The sequence below is a fragment of the Terriglobia bacterium genome (assembly GCA_020072845.1).
Lineage (GTDB): Bacteria > Acidobacteriota > Terriglobia > Terriglobales > Acidobacteriaceae > JAIQGF01.
This window is the reverse complement of the sequence record JAIQGF010000004.1, coordinates 262,028-273,629: the sequence shown is the minus strand read 5'-3', so window position 1 is coordinate 273,629 and position 11,602 is coordinate 262,028. Positions and strand designations below refer to the sequence as shown.

Here is an 11,602-nt window from a genome sequence, read left to right as displayed (position 1 = left end):
GGAAGTCGACTAGGCAGACCGCATCTACCAAGCCTCCAACACCCTCCCGGGAACACTTAGGGCACAGCCCAGAGGCGAACTCGATCCTTCATTTACAGCGCACAATTGGGAATCAAGCCGTGCACCGGCTGTTCGATCGAGCGGAAACTAGAAAGGCAGACTCCACTGTTACCGGCTTTCCACGATCCGGTCACGATTTCAGCCGAATTCCTATCATCACCAGCACCGCTGGCAAGCCCGCTACTCCGCTCGCCGATGAAGAGCCTTGGATGGAGATTTCCGGGAACGGTGGGCCAAAAGCTAAGCCAGGAGCTAAGCCGGATGCTGGGGCTCCCGCGGGCGGAGGCGCTGCCGCCGCCACATCGCCGAAACTGACCAAGAAGACGGTATCAGCTCCGACCGCGAGTGACTGCGGCGGGTTCAAGTGGGTCATTCAGTGGGAGCTTGACAAGAAAACAACTAAAGGTGGCTGGGTCGTGCAGAAAGTAGAGCTACCCTATAACGTCAAGGACTGCAGTAACAAAGCGTTTGACCCTAGGAAAGGCGGGCTGCAGCCAGGGTGGTATCCCGTATGGGAAGCTTGGCAAATCCACAAGGACCAGCAGGTCACAACCTACGCTGAAAAGGGCGACGTTAAAGATGATACCTACGGTACCCCCGGTCCCGGAAGCGATACGAAGGGATCCGTTACGGTCAAAGGGACAGCAGAGTTTTACGACGGCCTAACCCTGCCGAGTAGCTTCAAAGTGACGAACAAAGCGCCCGGCTATATCCTGCCCACGACGACGAGTGCTTCGACGTTGAGCGGAGGGACTGGTTCGATCTCCCACACCCTGAAAGCGACCTGGGATTGCTGTAGCAAAGACAAAGCGGCAACAAAGACAACCAAGGTAGACACCACCTAGTCGTGCGAGATCCATTTGAAGAGTTCAAGCGAGCCGACGCCAGCGAAGCTGAGATAGGCCAAGCCGGCGAGCTTCTCGGGGCAGTGGTTGAGCTCCCCTCGTTTTGGAGCGGGATTGCGAATGACGCATCCATGCCGGTGGCGCACCGCAGGCTGGCCGTCGTCCAACTGGTCCGTCGCCACGTATTGCCAGGCAGAACGACTGTCGGGGTGTTCGCTGAAATGCTCGACGGCGCGCAATGGCTCGGAGATGGCGATATCACCGTCATCACCGAAGTCGGCGGCAAGATCCCGGTTTCATGGACCGCGGAGGACACCGTTATCGCAGTTGCGTTGCCGGGCAACCGAGGTGCAATCTATCTCGCAATAGCAGGCCGATTTTCCGTAAGGGAGATCGCCGTGGCACTTCGCGGGATGTCGCGCGACGTGCGCGTTCTTTCCGCAGTGATCCGGGATGCTGGCCTGGAGATAAGCGGGCAGGAATTCGAAAAAACTACCTCGTGAATTGTTTGTAAGACTCGGGACTAGGACTCGGGGCTGTTTTCGCGTCCGGCGGCCGACAGGTGCGCGCCCCCAAGCAGCAGCAGGCCGGAAAGAAAGGCCCAGAAGATCAGCGTGACCGAAATGGAGAACGGCCCGTAGACTTCCTGGAAATTCAGCCAGGGGAGCGCGACCACGTAGGCGTACTTGGCCAGCTCCCAGCACAGGCCGGTGATGAAGGCGGCCGGCAGCACGGCGCGAACCGGCACCTTGCCGTTGGGAAGGACCCAGTAAACCAGGAAGAAGATGGCGATGCTGGCGGCACTGGCGAAGACCTTCATCACGATCTGGGAGATGTGGGCGACCAGCCATCCGCGCCAGCCGTAATAGGACGTGGCGCCGAGCGCGTGCTGCAGCAGCAGCGTGTTGCCGGCGGTCAGCGCGATCGAGAGCAGCGCCAGCAGACCGCATCCGATGGCCAGCAGCAGCGACACTACCTGGTTCCACACATATGAGCGGTTCTTGGCAAATCCCCACACGTGGTTGAGCGCGACTTCGAGCGGCAGAAAGATGCCGGTCGAGGTGATCAGCAACATGACGACGGAAAAGATCTGCACCCCGCGGCGCGCCCCCGCCATGGCCTTCAGGTTGCGAATGAGGAAGTCCTGGCTGCTGGGCAGGTAGTCGCGCAGGAGGCGGACGAGGGTGTCGTACATCATTTGCGAATGAAAAACGCGCCGGGTGACCACCAGGAGCAGGACGACGAAAGGAAAGAATGACAGGATGGCATTGGCCGCGACGGAGAAGGCGAAGGTATGGACCTCAGTGCGCATCAGGAATTTCGCGGTGGGCACGATCTGGCGGATTACGGCTGGCAGGCCGGCGGCGCCCCTGTCCGGGAGGATGACGGGCCGGGTCGCCTCAACTGCAGTGGCGGAGGCCGGGGGTTCGGCGGTGGCGCGCGGTTCGGAGGCCATATAGTCGGATGCTATCACTGAACAGGTTTCAGGCTGCGGGCTGCGGGCTTCAGGCGAAAAGAGCGTCGCGATTCACCCGGGAAAAACCTTCGTCGCCGCGCGAAAAGCGCTGCCAGAGCCGGATTCACCTCCGTCTTGGCGGCCGAAGAGAGCGAGGCGCGCATGAGGATTTGGGTTGATGTGTAGGTGCTTGCAGTCGGATTCGACGCATCAAGAGTTCTGGGCTCCCGAGCTGCGCCGCCCGTCCCAGGCAGGCGGCGCAGGCGGGGGCCCTTTCCCTGTGCGCGGCCTCGAATTGCCGGCCCGCTCGGCCCTTGCCACTCCCGCCACGGTGAACGGGCGCCTGATGGCCAGCGTGTAGCCGCCGCCGCGAGGGAGATTACTCACCTGTGCAGACTCGAAAGGAGAGCTGTTGTGAGAGAGAAGGGTACAGTGAAGTGGTTCAATGGAGCCAAGGGGTATGGCTTCATTCAGCGGTCCACCGGGGAGGATGTGTTCGTGCATTTCTCCGCCATCCAGGAAAACGGTTATCGCACTTTGAATGAGGGCGAAACAGTGGAGTTCGACTTGATGAAGGGGCCCAAAGGTTTCCAGGCGGCCAACGTCGTCCGCGGCTAAGCGCGCAACCCCGGGGACACCCGGATCTCACCCTCCCGGCACGGCTGGGAGGGTTTTTCATTGTTGGGCGATGTATGGTAGCTTGGAGCACTGCTCGTGCAGGAACTCGCCCGCGAAACCGCGATTCTTCCGCCCGCAACGTCGAGTGCTGGCATCCGCCACACGCTGGCAGGTGCAGTGCTGTTGGCGCTGGTCTTGCGGCTTGTGGTGGTGGCATTCCTTTACCCCGGACAACTGAATCCCAGGGCGGATCACTGGCCGTTCGGGTACGAGACCGGACGGATCGCACGGGCGATTGCATCCGGTCGCGGCTTCAGCGATCCGCTCTTCCCGGGAACCGGCCCGACCGCATGGATGGGGCCGGTATATCCGTACCTCGCCGCGGAAGTATTCAAGCTGTGCGGAATCTTCACCAAGGCTTCTGCAATCGTGCTGCTGTCGCTCGATAGCCTGTTCTCGGCGTTCACCTGCGTACCAATTTTCTTTATCGCCCGACGCTGTTTCGGGCAGAAGACCGCCAACGCGGCAGCGTGGGGTTGGGCGCTGTTCCCCTATGCCGTCCTGCTTTCGGCAGGAATGATCTGGGACATGTGCCTGACGACGCTGCTGCTGGCGCTGCTGCTGTGGATTTCGCTGGAACTGGAACGAACACAGGGCCCGGCGCCATGGATTGGTTTCGGGCTGCTGGCGGGCGTAACGGCGCTGACGAATCCAACCATCGCGATCCTGTTTCCGGTTCTGGCCGGGTACGCCTGTTATCGGCGGAGCTCGCTCGGCATCCCAGGATGGCGCAAGGCCGTCATTTTTGCCACGCTGGCGGTGGTGGTTGTCCTGCTTCCGTGGGAGGTGAGGAATTACAGCGCCTTTCACCGGCTGGTTCCGCTGCGCGACAACTTCTGGCTGGAGGTCTGGATCGGGAACAACGGCGACACATCGTTCTGGACGGAGCAGGCGGCGCATCCATTCAGCAATCCCACCGAGGCCGAACAATTCCGCCGGCTGGGCGAAACGCGATACATGGAAAAGAAAAAGAGCGATGCCTTGGCATTCATCGCCGCGCACCCCGGCTGGGTGGCGCGCCAGACGTTGCGGCGCGTTTCTTACACATGGACGGGATTCTGGGGGATGCCGGAGCACCCGATCAGGGAAGACTTCGATGCCGACGAACCTTTCGATCCCGCATTCGTTGTGTTCTGCACCGGGATGACAGTGTTGATGATCATCGGCCTGCGGCGCGCATTCCGCAATCAGCTGGAGACCCGCTGGCTGTTTGTTGCGGCGCTGGTGACGATTCCATTCGTGTACTACATCACGCGGCCGCACGCGCGCTATCGCCATCCCCTGGACCCGCTCATCGTCATGGCGGCGGCCTACGCGCTCACCGGGCGCAAGGATTCAGACGCGCGGGCGCAGCGAAAACTTCAGGCGTAAGCCTGGCCGGCGTCACATATCCGACTCGGCTTGCGCCTGAAGTGAGAGCCGTTTGCTTCTGCGATCCTTTCGCCGCTCAGGCTGACCGCAGTTACTTGTTCGCGGTCAGGCGGTCGTAAATGAAACCGGCCGCGCCGCCGGAAATAGCGCCGATGGCCGCGCCCTTGCCGCCGCCGGCGATCGCGCCAATGGCAGCACCCGTACCCGCGGAACCAGCCACGATCAGGGCCGATTGATCGGTGGTGCGGTGATGGTGGACGGGCTCGCCGTAGGCATCGCGCACCGTCGGGTTATTCGCGTGGGTGGAATCATTGTAGGTCGAGGTCGAAGCGCGCCGTGCGCCCGGCCGCGGGTTCAGCACCGGCTGGTCACTGGGCTGCGCCGCCGCCGCGCTATAAACCGCGGGCTGCAAAACGCTGTCCTGGTCCTGGGCCTGGGCGGTCTGCGGATTCATGAGCTTCGGGACTGCCCACAAACCAAGTGCCGATACCAGTACCGCGGTGATCACCGAGGATACGATCGCGGTCCGGATCACGGTGGATTTCATGTCCTACCTCCCGGCTGAGCCTGGGCCCAACCTGCACAACTTGGAAGCTGGAGTGCAGCGTGGTTTCCAATGTGTAAACAACTAAAAACAAGTATGTTGGTAGCTAGACGCGGCAGTGCACAGGTGTAAATTGTGCCTTGTAGTAAGTAATTACTTACATAGCAAATGATGCTCACCTTGGCGCCCAACCCCTAGATCCCAGGCGGCTACCGAAAAGGCAGCACAGCAGATTCCCCGCGGGCTCCCTCGCTGTCGCTCGGGACAAGCTCCGCCCGCTCGGAACGACAAGAACCAAGGGTTGCTCGGCGTGGCAATGAAAACCGGAACCGCCGCCTGAGCCAAGGCTTTCAGATCGCTCATTATTGAGGCTTCTCAACTCCGTTCTCGGACTGCTTGATTTTCGGGGCGAGCAAGCCAAGTTTCTCTGCCAGGGCGCGTATGCTATCGGCGCTATGGCCGTGTGGAGGATTCAATTCGTGATCCGCAATGGCGGGATCAAAGCCGCGCTCCCTCACCTCCGCCAACAAGTCCTGCACTGATTGCCTGAAGCGGCGTTCATAACCGAATGCGATGGAATTTGCCCAGTTACGTGCCACAGGCCAACTAAGCCTCAATTTTTCGCGTGTGCTCATCCACGGCTTTATGCCAGCATCCGGCAATGGGCCCTTTTCTTTGAGGAATGCGAACAAGTCGTACATGGCCTGCTCCAGTTTCTCTGGCAGAGACGAAGGTGCCAATGGTTCGGACGCAAAGGCGAGTAATTTCTCAAAACGTTCATCGCGCTCGCGTTCTCGTTGCTCACGTTCACGCGCTTCGCGATGGGAAAAAAGTCCGGATAACACGGCACAAGCACATGCAAGAAGCGCAAGAGAGAGCACAACCCATTTTCCCGCCGGGTATTGAAAGATCCTCGTGAATTGCAAAATGCAAATCAGTATTACGACTATCGCTTCCAAGGTGCTAAAGAGCGTGGACATTCGTTTTGCATTTGAGCAAACCCCTGCGCTGCACTCTAGTGGGGAGTCGCCCAAGTCTCCAAATTCTGTTCAACAAAAGGCCCGAGCGCGAATCGGGCCTTTTTGCTTTTGCCATCGCTGGCCGTCGCACTCCACAGGTCGTCTCGTCGGCAGATCTTGTCGTCCCTCTGCTCGATGTCGAGAACTGCCTCGAACAGAGTACATCGCAGATGCTTACTTTCGCCGGAACCAACTCTTGATTGCCGACAAGCCATTACGTGACTCCTCTCGGAAGACGGCTCTGCGCCTCGTGTCGGTCAAGAATCGATACCTACAGGATGGGCACGTAACTTCCAAGTTCGGGCGTCCAACTGGAACGCGAAGGCGAGCGCCGTCAACAGGGCAGGTAATTATCTCCTGTACGTTATCGGCTTTAACTGGCTCTGCGACTTTCTCCAAGTCTGAGCAGATGTGCTCCAGCGCCTTTGTGAATGGTCTTGTAAATGCTCGCTTTTCGCTTACCCTTGCTGTGAGTGAACTAACAGCGTCTAGCCTTTGAACTGCGTCGAGAAACCAGACGTGCGGGTTGACCCCGTTTTGCCGTCTAAGTTCGGAAATCAGATGGAGAGCACGCGACAATTCTTGGTGCGTGGCGTTCAGTTCAGCGGCAATGCTCGTGAGGTAATGTTCGCGTGATAGCCGGACTTGTCGATCTGATGAAGTCAGCATTTCCTGCTGCGATGTCACCTTCTTGCGAAGTGCATCAGCGCTCGCGCCGCGCCCATCAGCACCCGACAGAGATTCGTCGAAAGATTGTCCATATGACGTTTCTACTAGCCGAATCGCTGCAAGAGACTCGCCAGTCAGTCCCGCCGCCCAACTAGACTGCGGTATTTTTCTCATGGCACAAACCGCCCGGTACACGAAAGCGAGATGGTGGCGATCAATGTAGCCCACCGAAAATGTGTCACTACTCTTACCGTCCACTGTATACGTCACCGTTTCCGACTTGCACCCGTTCAGCATCAGCTTGCCTAGGCCAACATAGACAGCAGTAATGTCGGTCAGCACCTCATGCTCGTAAGGGTTCGAGCCACACGTTATCCCATGCACATGTAGAAACTTGTGCGACAGTTCGTGAGCAAGAGTCGCCAGCACTGCTGAATCGTGGCCCAGAACGCCCGGTGACAATTCGACGAAGACTTCCGACTGGCCGCGTTCCAGTTGGATGTGCGCTGCTGTATCTTTCTGCTGTTGAACAATGCCAACGATGAACGTCAACCCTTCAAGTCCGAGGAAAGAAGCGATGGTACTCGCGGCGTATTGAACAGCGATGATGTCGCCACCCACGCGCCAATGAAACGGATCAAGAATCTTGTATGTTGTCGCGGCCCCCACAGATTCTTCTAGGAGTCTCAGCTTGGCTAGGTAGCCTTGAACCGGGATGTCCACGATGCCCTCAGGTACGGCGGTCAGTTTGCCTTTGGCGATTGCTACGCCGCCGATCTTTGCACAGCAACTCCGCTTATTCCAGCGCCGTTTGTGTTGCCTTTTCCTGCTTGTCGGGGCGGGTACTGTCTCAACTGTGCTCTTGATCTCTGGGTGAGCCGGAAGACGAGAGCACACTTAACTGTGAACTGACGATTACGCAGACTTGATCTTCTTCAGCGCCCAGCGCGCGTGTTCGGCAACGATGCCATCGGCATCGGCCGCCAGCTTTTCCAGCACCGGCAGGAAGCGCGGGTCGCCGCTGTTGCCCATGGCGATGGCTACGTTCCGGCGTAGGCCGTTGTACCGGGCGCGTTTCACCGGCGAGCGGCGGAAGGTCTGGCGAAACTCGTCTTCGTCCATGGCCGCCAGCCACTCGAGCGCGGGATTCACCAGGTTTTCGCGAGGCGTGAATTCCGGCGCCGCGGACACGGGGGCGCGACGGTTCCAGGGACAAACGTCCTGGCAGATGTCACAGCCGAAAACGTTGCGGCCCATGCCCTGGCGCAGGCCTTCGGCAATGTCACCGCGCTTTTCGATGGTGAGATACGAAATGCAGCGGGTGGCGTCAAGCTGGTAAGGAGCGATGAAAGCATGGGTGGGACAGGCGTCGATACACCGGGTGCACGTGCCGCAGCGGTCGGGCGCGGGAAGATCGGCCTCGAGCTCGAGGGAGGTGAGGATGACTCCGAGAAAAATCCACGACCCAAGCCGCTGGTTCATGATGCAAGTGTTCTTACCCTGCCATCCCACGCCGGCGTAGCGCGCCCACACGCGTTCAACCAGCGGGCCTGTATCCACGTAGCAGCGCGCCTCTGCTGCCGGCGATTGTTCTTTCAACTTCGTCTCCACCGTGCGCAGCCGGCGCAGGACGGAGTCGTGGTAGTCCTCCTCGGTCCAGGCGTAGCGGGAGATCCAGGCGTGGCTGGCCGGCGGCCGGCCATCGGCAATCGGATCGGTGGACTTTGGCCGGTCGGCGTTGTAGTTCAGCGCGCAGACAATGACCGAGCGTGCCCAGGGAGCGACCTCGGCGAGCGAGGCGCGCTTGAGTGCGCCGGACTCGCCGCGGGTTTCCAGGTAGCGCATTTCGCCGGCGTGGCCGGAGGCGATCCAAGCGGGGAAGTAGTCGAGCTCCGGGAAGCGGCTGACGGGGGCGACACCGCTGAGGTCAAATCCGGCGGCGCGGGCGGCGCGGGTGATCAGGTCGGAAAGCGTGGTTGCGGTGGGCACCGCATCCATGGTATCGCGGGCGCGGGAATCGCGGTGGATTTGGCGATTTGCCGATGAGCCGATCGGGTGAGCGCAAATCGCCCAATCAGCAATTCCCCCCTGAGACTTTCCACAACTGTTTTCCACAACTTTTTTCCGGCGCACAGGCACGCGATCGACACTGCGAGTTTGCGCAACGGATGAACAGCGACCGCTCGCGGCTGAGCCAGAGCTCTGGTTTGGCCGTCGCGGGGAAGGAGCGCGGCGGCGACGGCAACCGTGCAATGCTGATTTTTATTGGAGAAAACGGCGCTTCGAGGTGGAGGGAGGAACGGAATGCACGTCTCGGGTGAGGTTACCTTAGTACCATTCAAGGATAAGTCGTGACGAGCAAACAATCTGTTCTTAGGTAATTACCCGTTAGGTACGCAGGGCGAATAAGCGTTGCCCTGGATTTCGGACCGAAGTACGATACCGCCAGGTAGGGTAGGAGCGCGATGAAGAATCGAGTTGTAGGGAAGATTCTGGCCGGCATGCTCGCCGTGATCTTGCCCGCGGCCACGATGTCCGCCGAAACGCATGCCGCAATGATGTATGCGACGAACACGGTCATGCTGAACGGCGTGGGGGCGGAGCGGTCATCGGCGGTGTTCGCCGGGGATAGCATTCAGACGCCTGCGAACGGCGCCGTGAGATTGACGGCCGAAGGCAGCACGGTCATGGTTGGACCGTTGACGACCCTGGTATACGAGGGTGACGTGCTGCGGCTCGGGTCGGGTGCGGCGGTGGTGACCACCGACAAGGGAATGAAAACCCAGGTGCAGCGCCTGTCAATTGCTCCCGCGGCGCAAGCGCGCACCAGCTACCGGGTGGTCCGTGGTGGCGGCCAAGTGATGATTGCCGCGCTGCACGGTGCGGTGAAGGTTTCCGACGGCAGCAGTTCGAAGACGGTGGCGGAAGGCAACACGACATCGGTTCCCGACCCCGCACCAGCGCCGCCGCAAGGTGGCGCGACCCCGGGCGCGTCCGGCGGCTCCGGGGGCGGGATTTCGGGCAAAACGGCGGCGATTGTCTTAGCCGCTGTTGGCGCCGGCGCTATTTTGCTGGTTTACGAAACCACGAATTCCCCGCAAACCCCGCTGTCAGCCAAGTAAGATCTCAGCGAGGGAAGCCTTGTACCCGGGCAACCAGCCCGGGTTTTCATTTGCGCGACAAAATTCAGAAGTTTGCGCCGCGTCTTGACGAACCCGTCTATAATCTTGTGCGTGGTTTCCGACCGCTTGGACCTTCGGGCATACCCTGGTCAAGGCGGCGACTCCCGGTAGCGATCGGTTGACCGGGATCAGGGTGCAGGTGGAAACGCCGGCGCCTCCCGTGTCCGCTCATCCTGCGAGCGGGCCACTTGGAAAGGAAACGCCTTCCAGTGGACAGCATCCGGCTGTCACGCGAGCCTGCCGAACCGTTTCAGTTTCGAGTTTCAGTTTCAGCAGTTACCAGTTTGCAGTTTTGAGCTACGGCATGGCGGCGATCGCTGAGGTCGGGCAGAGCACGCGGCTGCGGGACAAGCACGGGCGCGCCATCACCGATCTGCGCATCGCCATCACCGACCGCTGCAATTACAAGTGCGTGTACTGCCGCACCGGCAACCAGGGCGCGCTCTACGCCGAACTGCCGATTGCCGATTACCTGCGCATGGCGCGCGTCTTCACCTCGCTGGGGATCACCAAGGTGCGCATTACCGGCGGTGAGCCGCTGCTGCGCCACGGCGTGCTCGAGTTGGTGCAGGAATTGTCGCGGCTGCGCACCGTGGACGGCGAATCGCTGGATATCGCCCTCACCACCAACGGCCACCTGCTGGCCGAGATGGTGCAGCCGCTGAAAGACGCCGGGCTGCGCCGGGTCACGGTCAGCATGGACGCGGTGGACGCGGAGCGATTCGCGCGCATCACACGCGTACCCAACGGATTCGAAGCGGTGCTGGCGGGAGTACGCGCGTCGCAACGGGCGGGGCTGGATCCGGTGAAGGTCAATTGCGTTCTCCTGCGCGGCTTCAATGACGACCAGATCCCCGCCTTCGGCAAGTTCGCGCGCGAAGAAGGCGTGGTGGTGCGGTTCATTGAATTCATGCCGCTGGAAGAAGAGCGGGTGTGGTCGCCGGAGATCGTGGTGCGGCTGGAAGAGATCCTGGAGCGCATGGCCCCATTCCGCCGGCTGGTGGAAATTCCTCGTCAGCGCAGCGAGACGGCGCGTCGCTACCGCTTCGACGACGGCCGGGGAGAGATCGGGATCATTGCTCCGGTTTCGCACCCGTTCTGCGGGCACTGCAGCCGGGTGCGGCTTACCTCCGACGGCAAAATCCGCACCTGCCTGTTTTCCGTGTTCGACCACGACCTGGCGGCGGTGCTCCGCCGCGGCGGCTCCGATGACGACATGGTGGCTTACATCCGCGGCGTGATCCAGCACAAGGAAGCGCGCCATCATATCGGCGAGCCGGAATTTGTGCCGGCATCGCGCACCATGGTCCATATCGGCGGATAAGCGCCGCCTAGGTGCTTCTACTTGCCTGGCGGCCCACCCCCTTGCGTTTCCAGGCTTTCCGGATCGCTTCACGATCCGGCCTCCGAACCTGCCTGCCGACGGTTTGAGGTTTGTGAATTTTCTGTATTTCACTGGGACCAAACTCGGGGTACAGTAGGAACAGACCGGCAAGGCTACGAAGCCCCGATCGGATGTTTCCCATATGAAAAACATTTACGAAGTGCTGCGCCAGAAGGAAAACGAAATACAACAATTGCAGAGAGACATTGAAGCGTTGCGTGTGGCGGCGCGCTTGCTCGCCGACGACAACGAATTGGACACGGTGAGATCTGTGGCCAGTGCCGGGACCGCACCGCGGGTATCGGCGGCAGCAGTTGCAGCCAAGCCCGCGGACACTCTGGGTCCGGCGGTTGGAATCCGGCAGTTTCCCTAACGGCGGAGCAGCAGACTCGCA

The 11,602-nt window shown here is 60.5% G+C and carries 12 protein-coding genes and 1 riboswitch; of the genes, 7 read left to right on the top strand and 5 right to left on the bottom strand.

Annotated features, from left to right (window positions below; all coding sequences use genetic code 11):
- The first annotated feature begins 119 nt into the window (after positions 1-119).
- Both LAN70_04530 and LAN70_04525 read left to right on the top strand, forming a co-directional pair.
- Positions 120-905: a hypothetical protein gene (locus LAN70_04530; GenBank protein MBZ5510417.1), complete on the top strand. Its 786-nt coding sequence runs from the start codon at positions 120-122 to the stop codon at positions 903-905.
- Positions 906-1,036: 131 nt separating this feature from the next.
- Positions 1,037-1,408, top strand: a complete 372-nt coding sequence (locus tag LAN70_04525) for a hypothetical protein (protein MBZ5510416.1) — start codon at positions 1,037-1,039, stop codon at positions 1,406-1,408.
- Between the two features lie 20 nt (positions 1,409-1,428).
- On the opposite strand, the gene LAN70_04520 is transcribed toward LAN70_04525, so the two are convergent.
- Positions 1,429-2,361 (bottom strand): YihY/virulence factor BrkB family protein, encoded by a 933-nt coding sequence (locus LAN70_04520; GenBank protein MBZ5510415.1) that lies wholly within the window; start codon positions 2,359-2,361, stop codon positions 1,429-1,431.
- Positions 2,362-2,775: 414 nt separating this feature from the next.
- Here LAN70_04520 and LAN70_04515 point away from each other — a divergent pair, with 414 nt between their 5' ends.
- Both LAN70_04515 and LAN70_04510 read left to right on the top strand, forming a co-directional pair.
- The gene (locus LAN70_04515) at positions 2,776-2,979 is read left to right on the top strand and encodes a cold-shock protein (GenBank protein ID MBZ5510414.1); all 204 of its coding nucleotides are present in this window, start codon (positions 2,776-2,778) and stop codon (positions 2,977-2,979) included.
- 96 nt (positions 2,980-3,075) lie between these two features.
- Entirely contained in the window at positions 3,076-4,410 is a 1,335-nt protein-coding gene (locus LAN70_04510) for a glycosyltransferase family 39 protein (GenBank protein MBZ5510413.1), read from the top strand.
- A gap of 91 nt (positions 4,411-4,501) precedes the next feature.
- Here the strand turns inward: LAN70_04510 and LAN70_04505 are convergent, their stop codons facing one another.
- The 4 genes from LAN70_04505 to queG all read right to left on the bottom strand — a co-directional run bounded on the left by LAN70_04505 (position 4,502) and on the right by queG (position 8,640).
- Positions 4,502-4,957 carry a hypothetical protein gene (locus tag LAN70_04505; protein MBZ5510412.1) on the bottom strand — a complete coding sequence of 152 codons (456 nt, stop codon included), beginning with the start codon at positions 4,955-4,957 and terminating at the stop codon, positions 4,502-4,504.
- A 359-nt stretch (positions 4,958-5,316) separates the two neighbouring features.
- Positions 5,317-5,934: a hypothetical protein gene (locus tag LAN70_04500; GenBank protein MBZ5510411.1), complete on the bottom strand. Its 618-nt coding sequence runs from the start codon at positions 5,932-5,934 to the stop codon at positions 5,317-5,319.
- 213 nt (positions 5,935-6,147) lie between these two features.
- Positions 6,148-7,365 carry a hypothetical protein gene (locus LAN70_04495; GenBank protein ID MBZ5510410.1) on the bottom strand — a complete coding sequence of 406 codons (1,218 nt, stop codon included), beginning with the start codon at positions 7,363-7,365 and terminating at the stop codon, positions 6,148-6,150.
- Between the two features lie 192 nt (positions 7,366-7,557).
- Entirely contained in the window at positions 7,558-8,640 is a 1,083-nt protein-coding gene (gene queG, locus LAN70_04490) for a tRNA epoxyqueuosine(34) reductase QueG (protein ID MBZ5510409.1), read from the bottom strand.
- Between the two features lie 467 nt (positions 8,641-9,107).
- Here queG and LAN70_04485 point away from each other — a divergent pair, with 467 nt between their 5' ends.
- The 3 genes from LAN70_04485 (at position 9,108) to LAN70_04475 (ending at position 11,581) form a co-directional block, all read left to right on the top strand.
- Positions 9,108-9,764 carry a hypothetical protein gene (locus LAN70_04485; GenBank protein ID MBZ5510408.1) on the top strand — a complete coding sequence of 219 codons (657 nt, stop codon included), beginning with the start codon at positions 9,108-9,110 and terminating at the stop codon, positions 9,762-9,764.
- A gap of 104 nt (positions 9,765-9,868) precedes the next feature.
- Positions 9,869-10,039: riboswitch (molybdenum cofactor riboswitch) on the top strand.
- Positions 10,040-10,128: 89 nt separating this feature from the next.
- Complete coding sequence (gene moaA / locus LAN70_04480) at positions 10,129-11,148, top strand: GTP 3',8-cyclase MoaA (protein ID MBZ5510407.1); 1,020 nt, start codon at positions 10,129-10,131, stop codon at positions 11,146-11,148.
- A gap of 202 nt (positions 11,149-11,350) precedes the next feature.
- Complete coding sequence (locus LAN70_04475) at positions 11,351-11,581, top strand: hypothetical protein (protein MBZ5510406.1); 231 nt, start codon at positions 11,351-11,353, stop codon at positions 11,579-11,581.
- Positions 11,582-11,602 lie beyond the last annotated feature (21 nt).

Excerpts from the sequence above, each read along its gene's own strand:
- LAN70_04525 (MBZ5510416.1), top strand. The coding sequence starts at position 1,037 with ATGCCGGTGGCGCACCGCAGGCTGGCCGTCGTCCAACTGGTCCGTCGC.
- LAN70_04520 (MBZ5510415.1), bottom strand. The coding sequence starts at position 2,361 with ATGGCCTCCGAACCGCGCGCCACCGCCGAACCCCCGGCCTCCGCCACT.
- LAN70_04505 (MBZ5510412.1), bottom strand. The coding sequence starts at position 4,957 with ATGAAATCCACCGTGATCCGGACCGCGATCGTATCCTCGGTGATCACC.
- LAN70_04500 (MBZ5510411.1), bottom strand. The coding sequence starts at position 5,934 with ATGTCCACGCTCTTTAGCACCTTGGAAGCGATAGTCGTAATACTGATT.
- queG (MBZ5510409.1), bottom strand. The coding sequence starts at position 8,640 with ATGGATGCGGTGCCCACCGCAACCACGCTTTCCGACCTGATCACCCGC.
- LAN70_04485 (MBZ5510408.1), top strand. The coding sequence starts at position 9,108 with ATGAAGAATCGAGTTGTAGGGAAGATTCTGGCCGGCATGCTCGCCGTG.
- moaA (MBZ5510407.1), top strand. The coding sequence starts at position 10,129 with ATGGCGGCGATCGCTGAGGTCGGGCAGAGCACGCGGCTGCGGGACAAG.
- LAN70_04475 (MBZ5510406.1), top strand. The coding sequence starts at position 11,351 with ATGAAAAACATTTACGAAGTGCTGCGCCAGAAGGAAAACGAAATACAA.